Source organism: Pediococcus pentosaceus ATCC 25745 (genome assembly GCF_000014505.1).
GTDB lineage: Bacteria > Bacillota > Bacilli > Lactobacillales > Lactobacillaceae > Pediococcus > Pediococcus pentosaceus.
Genome location: NC_008525.1, coordinates 928442 through 948912, shown reverse-complemented (window position 1 = coordinate 948912; position 20471 = coordinate 928442). Strand labels below are relative to the sequence as shown.

The window sequence follows — 20471 nt, the reverse complement described above, 5'->3', positions numbered from 1 at the left end:
CCTTTAATCAAACCTATATTTGTATTATACAACAAAAATACTTGTATGGTACAAATATAAGTATTTTTGCAACAATTATTTTTTAACGTTATACTTAGGTATCTCACTTTAATATAGAATGGACTGATAAAATATGGCTTTTGACGGATTATTTACCCATGCCATGGTAAAAGAATTAGTGAACACACTAAAAACTGGTCGGGTAGCTAAAATCTACCAACCTTATCAAGGCGAACTTGTTCTTACGATTCGAGTAAATCGTAAGAACAAAGCATTATTATTATCTTCTCACCCTAATTACGCCAGAGCGCAAATTACGGAACAAACCTTAACCAACCCTTCTACGCCTAGTAACTTTGTTATGAGTCTTAGAAAACATCTTGATGGCGCTATTCTAAAGGACATCACACAAGTTGAAAATGATCGAATCATTAATCTTCATTTTGCTCACCGTAACGATATTGGTGATGAAGAAGATTTGATTTTATCCGTTGAAATTATGGGACGACGAAGCAATATTGTTCTCCACTCGTCAACAACTGGCAAGATTATTGACACGATTAAACATATTTCTTCTGATCAAAATCGTTATCGAATGTTGGTACCAGGAGCCCAATATCTGACTCCACCAGCCCAAGATTTACTCAACCCTTTTGTAGCTGACGCTGAAAAGATGATGGAATTACAAAATAAATACCCTAATTATGAGGTACTTGCACAAGCTATTCGAACAACCTTCCAGGGCTTTGGTAAGGAAACAGCCTTAGAACTCGCCTATGAGATGGTTAACGCTAAAGATTCCTTAAAAACCATTCAGGATTACTTAGCCAAGTTTGATCAACCTACTGGTTTTATTTATGATAACAAAGCCGGAAAGCTTACTTTTGCAGCCGTTAAACCTCAATTAGATGTTAACGAAAATGACGTTCACCAATATGCTAGTCTTTCAGAAACATTAGATCAATATTATTATGAAAAGGTTCAACGCGATCGTGTTCAACAACGGGGGCACGTTTTAATTCGAGTAGTTCGTAATGAGCTGAAAAAGAATCGAAAAAAGCTAAAAAAATTACAACAAACTATGAATCAAACCAAGCTTGCAGATACTTATCGTGTTAAAGGTGAAATTCTAACAACCTATTTACACCAGATTGAACGAGGTATGACTGAGATTGAGTTACCTAACTTCTATGATGAAAATAAGTTAATTAAAATCAGTTTATCAAATCAATTGTCCCCTTCCAAAAACGCTCAAAAATACTTTACGAAGTATCAAAAAGAGAAGAATGCAGTGAAGTACGTTTCTGAGCAAATTGCTAAAACTGAAAGTGAAATTAATTTCTTAGATAACATTGAAACTCAAATTGACTTAGCCAAGCCGGAAGACTTAGATGATATTAAATTAGAATTGGAAAATGAAGGTTACCTTAAAAAGCAAGTTAACCCTAAAAAACGGATTAAACCAACTAAGAGTAAGCCGGAACGATTTGAAGCTAGTGACCATACAACCATTCTAGTCGGTAAAAATGATACTCAAAATGATCGGTTAACCATGAAGACGGCTAAAAAAGATTTCTACTGGTTACATGCAAAAGATATTCCAGGTTCTCACGTAATCATTGAAAGTAATCAACCTTCAGAAAAAACCATCGAGGAAGCTGCCACAATCGCCGCCTACTATTCTAAGGCTCGTAATTCTGCTAATGTAGCTGTTGACTACGTTCAAGTCCGTAATATTCGTAAACCTAATGGTTCTAAACCTGGTTTTGTAATTTACGAAGGACAAAAAACTATCAAAGTTACACCTAGTTTAGAGGCGATTCGTCCATTTATGATTTAGGTACTTTTAAAACGCGAAAACCACTTTATGAAATAAAATTTTCATAAAGTGGTTTTTTTATTTTATAGACTGAAATTCAGCACCAATTGCTAAGGAGAATGGTGGATTTTGCGGTTTCTTAAGACCAAATTGAGTGTAAGGATAAACATGTGAATAGCGATAATCACCTTGGATTATCGGATGATTTTCGATTTTACTTGATCCATTCAAGGTAATCTCCGTGATTATACCAGCAAAATCTTGATCAAAAGCAAATGATAAGAATGGTAAATCTTGCACCGCTAAAGGCACAACACTTACAATTTGAAGCTGATGCATATTTTCCTTAATAATAACTGAATAAATACCATTATTAGTAATATGCTGGTTTGCATTTTTAATTAACGGATCTACTTTAACTTTTAATGCTTCCGAAACTTCAATTGGAATAAACATATTATCTTCATCAATACCAACAACGCCAAATAAGTTGATAGAACCATTGATGGAACTGATAACACCCATGTAATCGGCCTCGATATTTTCTGATCGAGTAGTTCGACTAACAGGAAGCTGTTCCACCTGAACATTCCGCAAGACTAATTGGGTAACAATTTCCCATTTTCCTTGGGCGATGATTTTATCAGGTTTTTCTTGATGAATAATATTCAGGCAATTCTCAACGGTTAGTGGTTCTAAATAGATTTTATCCGCTAAATCAGGAATTAAAGTTAACGCATTCGGATTATTGTTAATCAAAATAACCTTGTACCCTAATTTCTGACAACGTTGAATTGTCTGAAAAGTTGTATATTCAGCTGCACTATTAGTACCAACTTGGCTGTTAGCTGTTCCGAGAACAAGAATCTTTTTACCAGTTGTTCGAACAGCTTCATCCTCATCCTCAAAAGTAGAATAGTAAGTATTAGTTAGGTAAGGAAATTCTCCAGCAGTTGGTTCCACACCCTTATAGGTCGCAAATACATGAGCTTTTTTAATACGAAAATCGCGGACTTCATCAGATCTCACCTGCCAAAGATGGGCAATTTGCGTATCACCAAAGCCGAAATACTTGGCTTCTTGTAAGGCTGCCATGTCAAAACGATTATCTCTAAGTCGTCGCTCTAGTTTAACTAAATGACGTAACTTATAGAAATAGAAAGCGTCAATATGCGTCATCTTAGCCAGCTCATCAACGGTGTATCCCCGACGGATTGCTTCTAACAAGTAATAAACTTCTCCAGCACGAGGATGTATCAAAACGTTAATTAATTGCGCTTCACTTAGCTGGGATTCATCTAAGGCTGCTTGTTCGGCTGCCGTAGTTGAATCAACTGAACGAATCGCCTTTTGTAAAGCTTCTTCTGCACTACGCCCAAAGGCCATTACCGAACCCGTCGATTTCATTCGGGTATTAAGTTGTTGGTTAGCATTTTTAAAGCTGGCAAAAGACCAAGTTGGAAAGCGGACTGCAATGTGATCCATCACGGGTTCAATCAATGCTAATGAATCATGGCGTTGAACTCCCGAAAGTTTAATTTCACGTAAGTTTTGTCCCATTAAGATCTTGGCAACTACATTGGCAATGGGATAACCAGTTGCCCTAGCAGCAAATGCCGATGATCGATCGAAAAAGGGATTGATCCGGGTGATAAAATGCTTGCCATCCGTTGGATCCAAGGCAAATTGAACGTGGCAAACTCCCTTTATTTTCAAGATTTCAGCTATCTTTAGAGCAGCCGTCCGCAGCGATTGAAATTCGACGTCAGTTAGTGTTTGGGTGGGACTAAAAATAATGGAATCTCCAGAGTGAACGCCAATTGGATTAAAGTTTTCGCCCCCGTTAATTAAAAGCTTTGATCCTTCAGCGTCACGAATGACAATCATTTCAATTTCTTTATAGCCAACTACACTTTTTTCAACAGCAACTTGATTAGTAATAGAAACCTTGAATGCCGATTCAAGCATCTCCATTAGTTGATGTTCATTATCACACTTAATCCGGTTAGTTTTAGTTAAAGATGCAATGGGCTTAATCAAAACCGGGAATCCAACCCTTTTCGCAAATCTTAACGCATCTGTCACATTTTCAACAACCGTAGTAGGAATAGTTGGTTCTTTAATATGTTTAAGAACGCGGTTCATCAACTCAGGGTTGTTAATATTATGAATAGTAGTGGTTGTTACCCCCATGGTACGGACGTTGAGTTCTTTTAAAATACCTGATTCATTTAGTTGTTCAGAAAGCTGCAAAGCAACTGTATTTCCAGCCACTGGCAAAATAACATCTATTTCATTTTCTCGTAAAATTTGGATCAGGCTGTTAACCGTTAATTCGGCTTCAATAAATTTAACATCAACATCTAAACGAGGAATCACTGAATTTGCATCACTAGTGACATAAAATAAATTACGATCAGTTTCAGCAAAATTTTTGATTATTTGAACGGCGGCCGCTTCACTTTCGGTATCACGTCCGATTTGTGTTGGCCCTGCTCCAATAATCAAAATATTTTTAGCACGCGATCTTGCCAAATCAACGACCCCCTCTTGTCATCATTTCCATAAATTCATCAAACAATTCGGTAGCTTCCGTTGGACCAGGAGAACTATCTGGAAAGAATTGAACACTGAAAGCTGGAAAATCTCGGTGACGTAGTCCTTGCACGGAGTGATCAATTAAATCGTAATGCGTTACGATTAAATCATTACGATCTACAGAATTAGGGTCTACCGTAAATCCTTGTCCATGTGAGGCGTACATAATTTCATCTGTGATAACAGATAGAATTGGATGATTAGAACCATGGTGTTCAGATGATAATTCCATAATTTCACAGCCATTCGCAATTGCAAAAGCTTCATGTCCCAATCCAATCGCAAATAACGGGATATTACGCTCAACAATCTGAATCATCTCAATCACTTCTGGGGGCAAATCGCGCGGATTCCCCGGACCGGTCGAAATAATAACACCATCAGGATCTAAACTAAAAATACTATCTGCAGTAGCTGAATACCCCAGAACTGTTACATTACAATCCCGCTGGCTGAGTTGCCGAAGAATTCCGTATTTAAGCCCTAAATCAACGACTACCACATTTTTGCCATTTCCTGGATTTGGAAAGGCTTTGGGAGTAGATACTTGATTAACCTGTTGATTAGTTAAAACAATAGCTCTTAGCTGATCGAAAGCATGTTCCAAATCCTTAACAGGATCTATAATACTGCCTTTAATGGTTCCGGTTGAACGTAATTTTTTAATCAGAGCACGGGTGTCAATTCCAGAAATTCCTGGAATGTTTTGCCGTTTTAAGTATTCATCTAAAGATAAGCGGCGACGTCGATTAATGGAAACCGCAGCTACATCTCTAACAATGACGCCTTTACAAGTGGGATCAACCGATTCATAGCTCGCCCGATCAATTCCTACAGCACCAATTGTGGGTTCAGAGAAAACAATAATCTGATTATGATAAATTTGATTGGTAATGACTTGTTGATATCCAGTCATTACGGTAGTAAAAACAACTTCGCCAAAGGTGGTTGCTCGCGATCCGAATGCTTTACCCTTAAAAACGGAACCGTCTTCTAATATTAAATATCGGTCTGCCATAATAGCCACCTCCACAGTTAAATCATGTTAATTTTCTAAGAGAACAACGTCTTCATCATCAATTTCGCGGACAAAAACGTTAATTTTCTCGTTTTGTGCTGTTGGAATATTCTTACCCACAAAATCAGCACGAATTGGTAATTCCCGATGTCCACGATCGACAAGAACCGCTAAACTAATTTGAGCTGGACGGTTAATATCCATAATTGCGTCCATAGCAGCGCGGATTGTTCGTCCAGTATAGAGAACATCATCAATCAAAATCACTTTTCGATCCTTTAAATCAAGTTTAGCAAGACTAGAATTAGCTTTAGTTGAACGTGGTTCAGCTGAATTACGTTGATCATCACGGTATTCAGCTATATCCAATTCACCAACTGGAATGTCAAAATTTTCAAGTTGTTTCAGACGTTCAGCAATTCGCTTAGCAATAAAAACACCACGCGTTTTTATACCAATCAATACGATGTCTTCGACCCCTTTATTACGTTCGATAATTTCATAAGTAATTCTTGTTAAAGCCCTTTTCATTGCCATGGCATCCATAATTTCTTTTTCCATACTCGCCAAGTCCTCCTTCTTCTTTCAAAAACTCACTAATTCAATTATATCAGTAATTGGAACTCCTAACCTTAATCTAACATTATTTTATAAGTATATAGAAAAAAGAGTTATAACAAAAGACACATTGGTAAATATCAATCTTTGTTATAACTCTTTTTTAAATTCCTCTAAGCTTACTAAGTGTATCTTGAAAAATTTGTGGTGGATCAACTTCAAATACTAGTTCTTCACCTGTACGAGGATGTTTAAATCCTAATAACTTGGCATGTAAGAATTGACCATTACCTTTTAAGGTATTTCGAGGGCCATAAAGTGGGTCCCCCGCTACCGGATGACCAATATATTTAAGATGAACTCTAATTTGATGAGTGCGCCCGGTTTCCAACTCACATTCAATTAAAGTATAGTCCGTAAAACGTTCTAAAACCTTAAAATGAGTTACGGCTGGACGACCATCTTCAACAATAGCCATTTTTTTGCGATCTTTTTTAGACCTACCGATTGGAGCATTGATTGTGCCAGCTTCTTCCTTGAAATTGCCATGTACGATTGCTAAATACTTTCGTTGGTTCGTTTTAGCTTTCAACTGCGCACTTAAGCTCAGCATTGCTTGATCATTTTTAGCAACCATCAATAGGCCCGAAGTGTCTTTATCGATACGATGAACAATTCCTGGGCGTAGCTCTCCGTTAACCGTTGCTAATGGTGCATGGTCTAATAAACCATTTACTAATGTGCCATTTTCATGTCCCGGAGCAGGATGTACTACCATACCTTGCGGCTTATTAACGACAATTACGTCATCATCTTCAAACACAATATCTAAATTCATTTTTTCGGGTTTTACACTAACTTCGACTGGATCAGGTAAAGTAACGTCAATTACATCATTTTCTGAAACTTTATACCGATTGGTGGTTGGTGCTTGATTTACTAAAATTTGCTCTTGTTTAATTAAATTTTGGATTTTTGACCGTGTTAAATCTGGATAATGATTGGTAACTACTTTATCCAAACGCCCACTTTCTTGATCTGAAACCACAAATGAAAATTGTTCCATAAACTCTAACTACCCCTCAATTCTTTCGTCGCGAATAATGGCAATGAATAATATGATGACACCAAAAGTTAAGCACATATCAGCAATGTTAAAAATTGGAAAATTGAAAAAGTCAATTTGAAACATATCAACAACGTATTTTAAACGAATGCGGTCAATAAAATTACCCAAGGTTCCTGTAATCATGAGGGTTAATCCCCATTGATATAATAAGTGCTGGCGCTGTGTAACTAGTAAATAGATTAATACGACTAAAGCTACTACGGTGATTAGATAAAAAAATATCTGATTTCCTGATAAAATACTCCAAGCGGCACCATCATTACGTAAATTGGTTAAGGACAATACTCCTGGAATAAAACTTTTAACAGTTCCTAAAGCAATCTGATTACTAACAGCGCTTTTTACCAGCTGATCAATTACTAAAAGTAATAAACCAACTATATAACTAAACCATTTCATAAAACTTTAATTACTAGAATAATCCGGTAATTTCTCCTTTACTATCGATGTCGATATCTAATGCGGCAGGATGCTTGGGAAGTCCTGGCATAGTAAGCACCTTACCAGTTTGAACGACTAAGAATCCTGCTCCTAGTCGAATGTTAATATCGTTAACATGCATAACAAAGTCACTTGGTGCTCCTAACTGTTTAGGATCATCTGAAAATGAATACTGGGATTTTGCCATACAAATTGGGAGATGATCCCAACCATTTGCTACACATTCTTTAATTTTCTTAAGTGCTTGTGGTGAATATTCTACATCACTACCACCATATATTTTTTGAACAATTGTTTTAATTTTGTCTTCGATTCGGCCATTGTTATCGTATAACTTAGTCATTGGTCCCTGATTAGTATCAGCCAAGGCAATCACTTCATTGGCTAAATCTTTAGAACCTGCACCACCCTTGGCCCACGCATCGGTAACAATTGCAGATATACCTTCCGCTTCAATCAACTTAACTAGCGTGTTAACCTCTTGGTCTGTATCACTAATAAAATGATTAATTGAAACAGTTACAGGGATGTTATAACGTTGCATATTTTTGATATGACGTTGTAAATTAATGTAACCTTTTTGGAGAGCTTCCACATCTTCAATTTTTAAATCAGCTAGTTTAGCTCCGCCATTGTATTTTAAGGCTCGTACCGTTGCCACAATTACAATTGCATCAGGTTGCTTTCCCAGGACAGGGGTTTTGATATCGAGGAATTTTTCAGCTCCCAAATCAGCTCCAAAACCAGCTTCAGTTACAGTATATTTTGCATGTCGTAAAGCAGTTTTCGTGGCTAAAACACTGTTGCACCCATGAGCAATATTAGCAAAAGGTCCACCATGAATTATGGCGGGAGTATGACCAAGGGTTTGCACTAAATTAGGCTTAATCGCATCTTTTAGCAACGTAGCAATGGCGCCACCAACGTGTAGGTCTTTAACAAAGATGGGTTGACCATCATAGTTATTAGCAATCAAAATACGGTTAATCCGTTCCTTTAAATCCTTTAAATCTTGGGCTAGGCACAAGATAGCCATTAGTTCGCTGGCTACGGTAATGTCAAATTTATCTTCTCGAGGCACACCACTAAAGCGCCCTCCCAATCCAATAACTATATTACGTAGTGCGCGGTCATTAATGTCTAAACAGCGACGCCAAACGATGGTTCGAGGATCGATATTGAGTTCATTTCCTTGCTGAAGATGATTGTCAATCAAAGCTGCTAAAGTATTATTAGCTGCAGTCAAAGCATGCATATCACCAGTAAAATGCAAATTGATGTCGTCCATCGGAATTACTTGGGAGTAACCTCCGCCGGTGGCACCACCTTTCATACCCATAACGGGACCTTGGGAGGGTTCACGTAAGGCAATCATTGCTGACCCCGTCAAGTCATTTAAAGCATCACCTAATCCAACGGTTACGGTCGATTTACCTTCTCCAGCGGGCGTTGGATTAATCGAGGTGACCAGAACCAATTTTCCAAGTTGCGTATTTGGTTTCTCGGAAAAAATATCAATTTTGGCCTTGTAATGACCATAAGGTTCGACTACCTTTTCATCAAATCCGGCTTGTTTAGCAATTGTTTGAATTGGTAACATTTCAGCATTCTGGGAAATTTCAATATCATTCATTAATCTTCTACCCCTTTTTTGTCAAAGCTTTAAATAATTTATCTGATGACTTACGACTCATTAATAGTTTATATCTTTTATTGCCATAGTCAAAACTTAGTGACATTTTGCTTTGCGTTACATTTTTAATTTTACTAATGCTTAAAATTGTGAAATTACTTTTGATTACCCGATTAATAATCAGCTCAGAACCAATTATTTCAACGGTTCGACTGACAGTTTGTACACTGATTACTACAATAAACAATGCAAAAAAAGTCGCCGTAATCCAATTAAATGTTGTTACTTCTAACCAGAAAATAATACCTACAATCAGAATCATTAGAGTCCATGACCAGCTGATCATGTTATTTAAAAAATCTGGCTGATAATAAAAACTTTCTACTTTCTTCATACCATGTACCTCTCTACTTAATGTATGTTGTCAGTGGTTTAGTCAAATCAGTCATATCCAACTCGGGATTTTCTACTAAATCAGCTAATAGTTTTCCAATAATTGGACCTGTAGTTAACCCAGATGAACCTAATCCAGACGCTACCATAATTTGTGGATGATTTGGCAAATAGCCAAAGAATGGTGCAAAGTCCTCAGTATACGCCCGTGTTCCTACGCGCGTATTCTTAACCATCGATTTATCTAAATTAGGAATCACTCGTTGTCCACTGGCTAATAAATCATCAATAATTTGATCACTCACTGTTAAATCAAATCCTTGATCATTTTCATGAGTAGCTCCAATGAGTAAAGTTCCTTGGTTAGTAGGAATGAAATCTCGTTCACCTTCAGGCATTAAAACGGGAGCACTTGCATTAACTTGGGCTTGCCCAGGAAGCTCTACTTCAATTAACTGCCCCTTTTGAGGACGAGTTAAGGCTTCGATGCCAATATCGCTTAAAGTATCTTTTAGCCAAGCACCTACAGCTAAGACGATTAAATCAAATTTTTCGCCATTAACCAGGGTATCTGTTCCATTTTTCGATAAAACAGCTCGTTCATTACGTAATTCGAACTTTGTTTGATTGCGCTGATTCAAAAATTCAACAAATTTTTGTCCATCGATTCGTGCGCCACCCTCAACTAAAACTCCATTATTTTCAGTTTGGATAAAATTAAAAAGTTGTTTGATTTCGGCATTATCAATCCGCCGAAATCCCTCCATTTGAGGAGCGTCTTTAATTCGGTCCTTAGCTAAGGTGAGTAGTGCACTAATCTTTTCATTATTATCTCGTGTATAAATTACGCCACTTTTAAAATAGACTGCTGGAGGCATTCGGTATTTTTCTGCTATTTGGTACATATATTCCGCCCCTTGACGAGCCAAATTGTACCATTTTTTATTTCGACGTTTAGATAACCAAGGAGCAATAATTCCGGCAGAAGCTGTCGTTGCAGTCCCTTTAATACCGTCAAATTGGACAATTTGGTATGCAGGAAATCGCTCTAAAATTTCATTAACAAAAGTTGCGCCAACAATCCCATTTCCAATAACCGCAATTTTCACTATCAAGACCTACCTTTCACGTTTACCCCAGAATTGGAAATAATCGGTTCTCAAAGCACCATTATATAATTTACGTTTTTTAGTGGCTTTTTGACCATAGTAATTTTCAAAATCTAAATCACTCGTGATAAAATAACGACTCCAGGTAGTTAGCGATCCCGTTGCAGTCCCTAATTGACGATAAATCTTTCGAACTAACTCTTGGTCCCCCATTCGTTCCCCATAAGGAGGGTTACCAATCATAACACCATTCTTCTTATCAGTTTTAAAGTCCTTAACTGCTTGTTGCTTAAAGGAAATAATTCCAGATAATCCAGCTTCTTCCGCATTTTCAGTTGCAATATCAATCATATTTTGATCAATATCGTAACCAGTGATGTCTAATTCAACATCGTAATTGGCCTTTTCATCTGCAGCAGCACGAACCCGTTCTACCATTTCTTGATCGACAATGGGCCAGTCTTCACAGGCAAAATCACGGTTAAAACCCGGCGCAATATTTTGGCCAATCATGGCTGCTTCAATTAAAACTGTACCAGAACCACAAAATGGATCCACAAGTGGTTTGTCTGGATACCAGTTAGTTAGCAAAACCAATGCGGCTGCCATAGTTTCTTTTAGTGGAGCAGTACCTTTATGTAAACGGTAGCCACGCTTGAATAAGCTATCACCCGTTGTATCAAGGGTAATCATGACATGGTCTTTATCAATGGCTACTTCAAGACCATATTTAGCCCCTGTTTCTGGAAATTGATTACGCCAATGGAAAACCTCACGTAATTTTTCAACAACCGCTTTTTTAGTAATAGCTTGAACATCCGGAACACTAAAAAGAGTTGATTTTTTAGATTTGCCACTAACTGGAAAGGCTCCATCCACAGGGATCAATTCGTCCCAAGGCAATGCCTTTACAGATTCGAATAAATCATCGAACGTTTTAGCTTCAAACTCACCAACAACTATTTTAATTCGGTCAGCGGTTCTTAACCATAAATTAGTTTTAATAATATCTTCAAAGGTCCCTTCAAAACGAACCCGACCATTTTCAGTTTGAACTTCATAACCCAAATCTTTTAATTCATTTTTTGTTAAACTTTCTAAACCACTTGCCATTGTGGCAATTAAATTGAATTTCTTCATATTTACTTCCCTATTTATAAATTTTAGTTAAAATAAAAAGCCAGGATAAAAGATAACTTTTACCCTAGCTTTCCTGATTTGTAAATCTCTATAAGCCATGTTTTGTCCAAAATAAATTCTCAGGAAAATTTAAATTTGGGTAATCATCTATCTCCAGACAATGTCTGCCCCCACATTTAGTTCAATTCCAGATGTGAAGCTCCCCTACCATAGTTTGGGTTGCCCGCTCGAGGGGTTTACCGCGTTCCAACTTATTAATTTCTTAATAAGATCGTCTCTGTGGCACTTTTCAAAGCTACTTAAGCATGACCGAAGGCTTTAGCTTGTTCACTTGCCGTCATTTGCAAAGCAAATGCCCCAGCTTATTTTTTCACCAGGCACGAACACTACAAGCATCGCAGCTTGTGCGAGCATGGACTTTCCTCAGTTAGCAGATGCTAACCGCAATTACCCGAGATTTACAAAGTGTTATTAAATTGAATTAGATACGATGTGAACTATTATCAGTATCTTCAAGTTGAGCACCAAACACGCGACGTTCAAGGTTTGACAAACGTTTCAAAACATCTACGTTTGTAGCTCCACTAACTGGTGCTGATTCTTCAACAGTTCCACCAGCAGAAACTTGCTTATTAAGTTCGTCAACTTTGTCAGTTAAACGATCATTTTCATTCTTCATACGTTCAATTTCTTTACCGAAATTTTCGTAATCTTTAATCACTGAATCTAGGAATGTATCCACGTCAGCAGGATCATATCCACGCATCTTTGGTTTGAATTCCTTTTGCAAAATATCTTTTGGAGTAAAATTAATGTTGTCCATCGTTGCACCTCGTCGATTACTTTTGTTCAAATTACCATGTATCATTGTATCAAAGATTTTAAAAAATTCAAAGAATTATTCGTCCTTTTCTTCATATAACATGGATTCTTCTTCTAAATCGTAAAAATCAATCGTTTCTACATTATATGAATTATGTTCTTGAAAGCTTCGAATGGCATTTAAATCAAATTTAGTTTTTCCTTCATGTTCATCATCATACAACAAAAGGGCCTCATCGGTATGGTTTAACATGAAGTTTTGGTAATTTCTTAATTGTTGAGGGTTTTGATAAGGATTTTCGCTAACATTAGCAAAAAAATCTACCTTCGCTTTGATTAAAGCTAGTTTCTCGACTTTTTCTTCTTTCCATTGTTTACCAAAATCACTAAATGGAAACATTAAGGCTGTCTGTAATTCTGGATAATCCATTTTGAGTTCGTTTGCTAATTCAAGCGACCACTGTTCAGTTCCTAATTGCGGTCCAGCAATTATCCACGTGGTGCCAGATTCAACTTTCTCAATTAACTTTCGTTTCAGTGCATTTTGAATTACTTTTAATTTGGGATCCTGGTCTGAAAAAATTGATAATTCATAACTACGATACCCTGTCACCCATAATCTACTCATTAACGCTCACCTCAATCCTAAATTTAGCATAATATTAAATTTTGTTTTATTTTCTATATGATATACGCTTTTTAAACTATTTGTAATCTATCAAACTAAATACCATAGTATAATAGATGAACAGGAGGACGTATCTTTGAAATTTAATTATCCAACTGGGTCAAAAGCAACCACTCCTAAAATGAGCCAAGCCAAGGTTAGCATGCCTCCTATTTACGGTAAAAGAGGTATGTCCTTAGAAGAAGAACTTAATGAAAGTAACGCTTATTATCTAAGCCACGGGGTTGCTGTTATTCATAAAAAACCAACACCAATTCAAATTGTGAAGGTTGATTATCCTAAACGCAGCGCGGCACAGATTAAAGAGGCTTACTTTAGTAAGGCTTCCACTACTGACTATAATGGAGTATATCGAGGTAAGTATATCGATTTTGACGCAAAGGAAACAACCAATTCTACTTCCTTTCCTTTAAGTAATTTCCATGAGCATCAAATTAATCATATGAAGGATTGCGAGAAAGTTGGTGGAATTTGCTTTACAATTATAAAGTTTGTAAAATTGAACAAGATATTTCTACTGAAGACGAAAGATCTTTTTCAGTTTTGGGATAGTAAAGAAAATGGTGGTCGGAAATCGATTCCCCTTTCGGTATTTGAAGAACAAGGATATCAATTGGAATACCAAATGAATCCTTTAATTCCATACCTAAAAGCGGTTGATAAAATTATAGAGAATTTATAAAAAATCGATTTTCTAACAGCAAGGAGATTATCTATGAACAACGGAAATCAGTACCAAAATCGACCCATGCGACGAACGCAACATTCGAAAATGGGTAAACACCCTAAACCCAACCGACATTCTTCCTTAATTAAGAAGTTATTGTTGGCAGCAGTAGCAGTTTTTGTAGCGATGATTATTTTCGGTGGTGGGCTCTTTATGTACTATGCTCAAAGCGCTCCTAAAATCACGGAAGCTAAATTATCGAGTGATAACGCCACTGTAATTTACGATAAAGACGGTAAAGTATTAACTCGTCTGGGATCACAAAATCGTGAATATGTTAAAAAAGACAAGATTCCAAAGACTTTAAAGAACGCGATTGTTTCGATTGAAGATCGTCGCTTCTACAAGAATAACGGTGTGGATCCCATTCGTATTGTAGGAGCAACAGTTGCTAACCTTACAGGATCTTCTTTAGGTCTACAAGGCGCTAGTACCTTAACTCAGCAATTGGTTAAATTATCTGTATTCTCTACGGACGCATCAGATCGAACTTTAAGAGTTAAGGCTCAAGAAGCTTGGTTAGCTTTGAAGGTTGATAAGAAATATAGTAAAGATCAGATTCTTGAATTCTATATTAATAAGGTTTACATGGGTAATGGTATTTACGGTATGCAAACAGCGGCTAAGTATTACTTTGGTAAGTCGCTTGAAAAATTAGATTTAGCTCAATTGGCTTTATTAGCCGGTATGCCACAATCCCCTACTAATTACGATCCAATTAGTAACCCTAAGTATGCTAAGTCCCGTCGAGACACGGTTCTTCAAGCCATGGCTTCTAATAAAGTAGTTACTCAAGCTCAAGCAACAGAAGCGCAAAAAGAAAGTATCTCTGATGGACTTTCAGAGACCCATGAAACTTCAACTAACTCAGCTAAGAAAAACAAGATTATTGATCCTTATATCAAACAAGTGTTACAAGACCTTTCTGATAAAGGATTTGATACTGCTAAGGGTGGTTTGAAAGTTTATACTAACATGGACTATGCGGCTCAAAAGAAACTTTACGATTTAGCAAATAATGACCAAACGGTACAATTTAACGATGATGAGCTTCAAATTGGTGCCACGTTAGTCAATAGTAAAAATGGAAAAATCGCCGCGATGATTGGTGGACGTAAAACTGGTGATGTTACTTATGGTTTAAACCGAGCTGTTCAAACTGACCGTAGCTCTGGTTCAACCGCTAAACCACTAATGGATTACGGTCCCGCATTTGAATATCTGAAGTGGTCGACGTATCGAAAAGTTAAAGATACTCCATTTACTTATCCTGGAACAGACACAAAACTTTATGACTTTGATCATAAGTTTAAGGGAACAATGACAGTACGAGATGCGTTAATTCAATCTCGAAACGTTCCTGCGATTCGAACCTTACAAGATGTCGGCATTTCCAAGGCAACAACTTTCCTTGAAGGTTTAGGAATTACAAGTAAGGAACCCTATAACCTTAATAATGGAATTGGGTTGTACATTTCTACACTTCAAACAGCCGCTGCCTATGCTGCCTTTGCTAATGATGGTATCTATCACAAGCCAACTTATATTAATAAAATTGATACTAATAGCGGTAAAACCTATACCTACAAGTCTAAAGGTGTTCGTGCAATGAGTAAGGCTACAGCTTTCTTGATGACATCGATTCTAAAAGGAGTCACAACTGACTCGCAAGGTTCTGGTACTGCAGCTAATATTACTGGCATGAATATGGCTTCTAAAACTGGTACCGTAGCCTATTCGAAGAAAGCTACCGAAGCAAATGACATTCCAAGTTCAGCATCTAGTGATTCTTGGATGGCTGGTTATACCAAGGATTATTCGTTAGCTGTTTGGACTGGTTATGATCATCCAAATACTTCGACTGGTTACCTAACTCAATCACAAACTGAGTTAGCTCAGTATTATTGGAAGTATATGATTTATTACCTATCTCAATACTCTTCCAACGAAGACTGGACCATGCCTTCAACAGTTGGTAAAAAAGGTACTAACCAGTATTATCAAATTGGTGAAGATTATGATGAGACTGGCAAGAGTGATGAATACTCTAAGAACAACAGTAGCAGTAGCTGGTCAAGTTATTCTAGCAAGCATTCAAACTCTTCTTATAGTAGTCGTTATAGTAGTTCTGATGCTGACGACGATGATAGTAGCAGCAACGATACTTCTTCTGAAGATAGCTCCAGCACACCATCCTATAGCTCTGACGTAAGCAGTAATGATACGACAAGTGATAGCACTTCTACTACCACTTCTGCTTCAACAACTTCTACTAGCTCTGCTAGTGATTCTGAATAACTAAAAAAGATCATCTCAATCAATGAGATGATCTTTTTTAGTTGTCTTTAGTTAATTTAACCAGTGGAATTTGGATATGCTTCTTTTGATTATCTTTATTCGATGAACTCGTATCCTGACTAGTAGTTCGAGAGTTCAAACTATTTTCAACCTGAGCTGGAGTGGTTAAGTGACGTTGTTGCCAATTTAACAAAATTCGATCCATATATTTTAAATTATATGCTTGATTTAATACAGCTTCCTTAAGAGCTAAACGTATTAAATCATAAGAAAAATGGTCGGTATCAATCCATTGCGAAATGGTTTCAATTTCAATTGGCGATAAAGGTCGACCAAACTCAATCTGAATTTGATCATAGATATTATTTTCCTGCTTAGCGGTTGCCACCTTTTCAGTTTCTTCTACTTTATTATCAAATAACGCAATCATTTTTTGATAAAGCAGGCTAAAATCATAAAAATCGGTTAACCGCCCTTGGTCGTCTTTTCGCTGTTTAATTTCTAGAATCTTTTTGTCTTGTAATGCTTGGATGGTCGAAAAGAGGTTTTGACTAGTCATTCCGAGGCTATCAGCAAGTTTATCCATCTGAGGAAACGAATTTCCCCGTGATTGCTCCTTTTTAATCTGTAGATAAAGCAAAAACTCGTCATTTGTCATGCCGAGTTTTGCATAGTTATCTAATAAAAAGTTAGCAATGCTGATACTCCCGTCCTCTAAAAAACTAAGAAGTAAATCTTGCATTTGTTCCTCCTATTAGTATGTTGTAATGGTTTTGAGTTCTTCACCCGTTTTAAAGTTAATCGTTTTAGTAACTAATCTATCTTTTTGGTTGATATAAGAAACCATCCAGACTGGTTTGTTTTTAATAATTCCAAATCGACTAGAAGTAATTTTCTTCAGATTAGGATTACTTTGAACACTAGCGATGGCTTTTTGTTCACTTACACCTGCCGTTTGGTCATATACTGTAGCCTTTTTGCCGTTATCCGTAAGCACAACGAAAATACTATTTCCATTAGCCTTGGTTCCAGAGACCGTATATTCAACCTGATTATATACAAATCGAGTTACTCGATCGACTTTCTTTAAATCGGTATTTTTCTTTGCAATTTCGGTTGCTACCTTACTGTCATAGCGCTCTGGTCGATTAATTTCTTGCACGATAATAAATATTGAGCCCACAACCGTTGCAATGACAATAAAGGCGATTAACCAAAATGGATGCTTATTATTTTTTTCTGCCATAATACCCCTCGTCTAACACTAACAAAATGATTATATATCAAAAGTCAGCTTCAAAGAAAGCTATTCTTGATTATTAAAGAAATTATTCACTCTTTCTTTGACTTCATTAATATTACCTAAATTGGCATTTACGCCACTTGGCAGCTGTTTAATAAACAATTTACCATAATCTTTATTAATAATACGGTTATCTAACATTACTGCTACCCCTGTATCATCACTATTACGAATCAACCTCCCGATCCCTTGTTTGAAAGTTAACAAGGCATCTGGTAAGACAAAACTCATAAAGGAGGAGCGCTTATTCTTACGTGCAAATTGAACCATCCGGTCTTCCGGTGAACGGAATGGCAAGCGAGTCACAATTAAATATTCCAAACGATCTCCTGGAAAATCGACTCCCTCCCAAAAAGAGGCTGCTCCAAACAAAATAGCATTTTCTTCATCGTTAAACTCTCGAATGATTTTTGCTTTAGAACCATGGATACCTTGCGCGATAATCCTGCGACTTTCGTTTAAATCAGAATCATGTAGCCTATTATAAACATTTCGCAAGGTTTCTAAAGAATTAAAGAGAACTAGCGTTTGACGATTAACATCCCTCGTCAACGCTTCAATTGCCTCTGCCAAAAAGTCAGCATATTGATCCTGGTTGCTTTCATAATCAATCGTAAAGTCGCTTTGTAGTACTTCAAAATCTAACTGGTTTTCGAAGTCCACGCCGCGTCTGAAAGTCCGTATCGATGTCTCGGGTTTATGCAAGCCAAATTGGTCTAAGAAGTAACTACGCTTATGTTCAAAGAATAGCGTTCCACCAATTAAAAGAACCTTATGATAAAATGGTTCGATTTTTTGCCGGTAGAATTCTCCCGTATCTAAAATTTCTTTACCAATCCGAATACTTCCCGGATCATGATTTGGACCTAGCGTGATCCAGTAAATATTTTGATTGAGATGATCGGTAATTTCTCGAATAGCATCGTAGAATTTCGTTAAATTACTTTGAAAAGCTTTGATTTGAGCCCAATCATCCCTAATTTCCGGAGTAAGTTCTTGGTCTTTAAAAAAGCGATCTAACGCATCAAACTCAATAAATGTATTGGCCAATTCCTGAACCACTTGATGAAATTCGTGCTTAGCCATTTGGTTAATAACATTATTTTTAATGACAATCTCGGCTGGTTGATTTTCATATAAATTTTTCTTACGAGGAGCCACAAATTTATCAAATAGCTTTTGTTGAATCTCCGTAATTTGAGTATTAATATGCTCGAGACTGTTAACAAAGCGCCGAATATGAAATCCAGCTAAGGGTTGATGTTTAGTCGCTTGAATTAAATTGCGCTTATGGTTCATTACTAAACGACTAACTAACCGATGGGTTTCCATCATCAACTCGTTTAAGTCTAGAAATTTTTGATTCATATTGGAAACAATCGTTGGAAAATGCTGGGCTTCGTCAATCACTAGTAATGGTTGTTGATCAGATTCTCCAATTTCATCGGCGTGTAATGCTAAATAACGATGATTGGTAATAATAAAGTCTGCATACTTCAACTTCTTCATCGCTCTACGGTAAAAGTCATACTCAAAGAACTTAGATTTCGGGTTAAGCACGGTTTTTCCATGATGTCTTATGCCATCGACGAAGTTAGAAAAGTTAATATGGTGGTTAATTTCATCAAAATCACCAGTATCCGTCTTAGTAAGCCATACCAGAATCTTCATGGCCACCAAGCGAGAATCTTTGCTTAACGTTTGATGGGTAATACTTTTCATGAAGGCTTCTAAATTAAGATAATTACTACTCCCTTTCAGAATTGCAAACTGCATCGGCGTTTCTAAAATAGCATTCAACTGCTGACGTCCTACTGCTAGAACTTGGTTTTGTAAAATGGTTGTAGGTACACTAACAACTACTTTACGCTGTTGTTCACGTGCAATATAACTCAATGGGAATAAATAACCCAAGGTTTTCCCAGATCCGGTAGGAGCTTCAATAACCACATGCTTTTTGAAGCCTTCCGTAACTGAAAACTGTTGATGGGTGAAATTCATAATTGAACCCTGTAATTTACGCCAGCTTAAGGTTCCATTGTATAACTGTTCCTTTTCTCGTTTTCCCCGAGGATAAACCAATTTCTCGTCTGCTTGGTGTTCAGTTTGTAAAGCAATCGGCTTTTTTAAAGCAACGCCATCGACCACCATTAAATCAACATCAATTTTTTGCGGATTTTGTTTGTTCTCATGTAGAGCGTCCTTTAAAATCGATAGCGTTTGGCGTGGTAAGTCTTTTCCTAACTCCACTAAACGTTCTAACGTTACAATGGGAAGTTGTTGGAGATTTTTTTTGATCGCAATTAACAAATTAGCTGTAGCAATGGCGTCACTATCAGCAGAATGTGGATCATCATGTTCAATTTTTAAATAGCTAGTTAAATCACGTAATCGGTAACCCTTGGTAAATGAAAAGACAATTTGACTGAGGGAAACCGTATCGACAGCTGGAATGTTAAGTTCCGGATATCCACTACGAACCAATTCTTGATTCAAGAAGGGAAAATCGAATTCTACATTATGAGCTACAAAAACAGTATCGACTAATTTTCGATATACTTCATCTACAATATCATTAAATTTAGGGGCATTTTGCACCTGCTCATCGGTGATTCCTGTCAGTTTAGTAATTCCCGCTGGAATCGGTCTTTGCGGATTAACCTTACTTTGAAAGGTATCCACAATTTTTCCATTTTCAACAAAAGCGCATCCGATTTGGATGATTCGATTGTCACCATCGAAATCACTACCTGTCATTTCTAAATCAACGACGGCATACTTTGTTTTATTCATTT

Annotated in this window: 17 protein-coding genes and 1 other RNA gene; 3 read left to right on the top strand and 15 right to left on the bottom strand. The window is 36.9% G+C overall.

Going from position 1 to position 20471, the window contains the following annotated elements; translation table 11 throughout:
• The first annotated feature begins 133 nt into the window (after positions 1-133).
• Positions 134-1840 carry an NFACT RNA binding domain-containing protein gene (locus PEPE_RS04570; RefSeq protein WP_011673361.1) on the top strand — a complete coding sequence of 569 codons (1707 nt, stop codon included), beginning with the start codon at positions 134-136 and terminating at the stop codon, positions 1838-1840.
• A 57-nt stretch (positions 1841-1897) separates the two neighbouring features.
• Here PEPE_RS04570 and PEPE_RS04565 read toward each other — a convergent pair whose 3' ends face one another.
• The 12 genes from PEPE_RS04565 to PEPE_RS04515 all read right to left on the bottom strand — a co-directional run bounded on the left by PEPE_RS04565 (position 1898) and on the right by PEPE_RS04515 (position 13288).
• On the bottom strand, positions 1898-4354 hold the full coding sequence (locus PEPE_RS04565; RefSeq protein WP_011673360.1) for an ATP-binding protein: 2457 nt from the start codon (positions 4352-4354) through the stop codon (positions 1898-1900).
• Between the two features lies 1 nt (position 4355).
• Positions 4356-5435, bottom strand: a complete 1080-nt coding sequence (locus PEPE_RS04560; RefSeq protein WP_002833059.1) for a carbamoyl phosphate synthase small subunit — start codon at positions 5433-5435, stop codon at positions 4356-4358.
• A 27-nt stretch (positions 5436-5462) separates the two neighbouring features.
• Positions 5463-5996: a bifunctional pyr operon transcriptional regulator/uracil phosphoribosyltransferase PyrR gene (pyrR, locus tag PEPE_RS04555; protein ID WP_002833058.1), complete on the bottom strand. Its 534-nt coding sequence runs from the start codon at positions 5994-5996 to the stop codon at positions 5463-5465.
• A gap of 160 nt (positions 5997-6156) precedes the next feature.
• On the bottom strand, positions 6157-7059 hold the full coding sequence (locus PEPE_RS04550; RefSeq protein WP_011673359.1) for an RluA family pseudouridine synthase: 903 nt from the start codon (positions 7057-7059) through the stop codon (positions 6157-6159).
• 9 nt (positions 7060-7068) lie between these two features.
• Positions 7069-7521 carry a signal peptidase II gene (lspA, locus tag PEPE_RS04545; RefSeq protein WP_011673358.1) on the bottom strand — a complete coding sequence of 151 codons (453 nt, stop codon included), beginning with the start codon at positions 7519-7521 and terminating at the stop codon, positions 7069-7071.
• Between the two features lie 13 nt (positions 7522-7534).
• A complete protein-coding gene (locus tag PEPE_RS04540) occupies positions 7535-9196 on the bottom strand; it encodes a formate--tetrahydrofolate ligase (RefSeq protein WP_011673357.1) in 1662 nt (553 codons plus the stop codon).
• Between the two features lie 7 nt (positions 9197-9203).
• Positions 9204-9590: an EbsA family protein gene (locus PEPE_RS04535; protein ID WP_011673356.1), complete on the bottom strand. Its 387-nt coding sequence runs from the start codon at positions 9588-9590 to the stop codon at positions 9204-9206.
• Positions 9591-9603: 13 nt separating this feature from the next.
• On the bottom strand, positions 9604-10698 hold the full coding sequence (locus PEPE_RS04530) for an NAD(P)/FAD-dependent oxidoreductase (RefSeq protein WP_011673355.1): 1095 nt from the start codon (positions 10696-10698) through the stop codon (positions 9604-9606).
• Between the two features lie 9 nt (positions 10699-10707).
• Complete coding sequence (locus PEPE_RS04525) at positions 10708-11838, bottom strand: THUMP domain-containing class I SAM-dependent RNA methyltransferase (RefSeq protein WP_011673354.1); 1131 nt, start codon at positions 11836-11838, stop codon at positions 10708-10710.
• 86 nt (positions 11839-11924) lie between these two features.
• Positions 11925-12297, bottom strand: an RNA gene (rnpB, locus tag PEPE_RS09120) — RNase P RNA component class B.
• A 22-nt stretch (positions 12298-12319) separates the two neighbouring features.
• Positions 12320-12661 (bottom strand): cell division regulator GpsB, encoded by a 342-nt coding sequence (gpsB, locus tag PEPE_RS04520; RefSeq protein ID WP_002833051.1) that lies wholly within the window; start codon positions 12659-12661, stop codon positions 12320-12322.
• Between the two features lie 75 nt (positions 12662-12736).
• Positions 12737-13288 (bottom strand): DUF1273 domain-containing protein, encoded by a 552-nt coding sequence (locus PEPE_RS04515; protein WP_002833050.1) that lies wholly within the window; start codon positions 13286-13288, stop codon positions 12737-12739.
• Positions 13289-13424: 136 nt separating this feature from the next.
• On the opposite strand from PEPE_RS04515, the gene recU reads away from it, so the two are divergent.
• Both recU and PEPE_RS04505 read left to right on the top strand, forming a co-directional pair.
• Complete coding sequence (recU, locus tag PEPE_RS04510) at positions 13425-14030, top strand: Holliday junction resolvase RecU (protein WP_002833049.1); 606 nt, start codon at positions 13425-13427, stop codon at positions 14028-14030.
• Between the two features lie 33 nt (positions 14031-14063).
• Positions 14064-16373 (top strand): PBP1A family penicillin-binding protein, encoded by a 2310-nt coding sequence (locus tag PEPE_RS04505; protein ID WP_011673353.1) that lies wholly within the window; start codon positions 14064-14066, stop codon positions 16371-16373.
• A gap of 37 nt (positions 16374-16410) precedes the next feature.
• Here PEPE_RS04505 and PEPE_RS04500 read toward each other — a convergent pair whose 3' ends face one another.
• The 3 genes from PEPE_RS04500 to PEPE_RS04490 are packed head-to-tail and all read right to left on the bottom strand — an operon-like array spanning position 16411 to position 20469.
• Positions 16411-17115: a DnaD domain-containing protein gene (locus tag PEPE_RS04500; protein WP_011673352.1), complete on the bottom strand. Its 705-nt coding sequence runs from the start codon at positions 17113-17115 to the stop codon at positions 16411-16413.
• 12 nt (positions 17116-17127) lie between these two features.
• Positions 17128-17619: a cell wall elongation regulator TseB-like domain-containing protein gene (locus PEPE_RS04495; protein ID WP_011673351.1), complete on the bottom strand. Its 492-nt coding sequence runs from the start codon at positions 17617-17619 to the stop codon at positions 17128-17130.
• A gap of 60 nt (positions 17620-17679) precedes the next feature.
• On the bottom strand, positions 17680-20469 hold the full coding sequence (locus PEPE_RS04490; RefSeq protein ID WP_011673350.1) for a helicase C-terminal domain-containing protein: 2790 nt from the start codon (positions 20467-20469) through the stop codon (positions 17680-17682).
• Positions 20470-20471 lie beyond the last annotated feature (2 nt).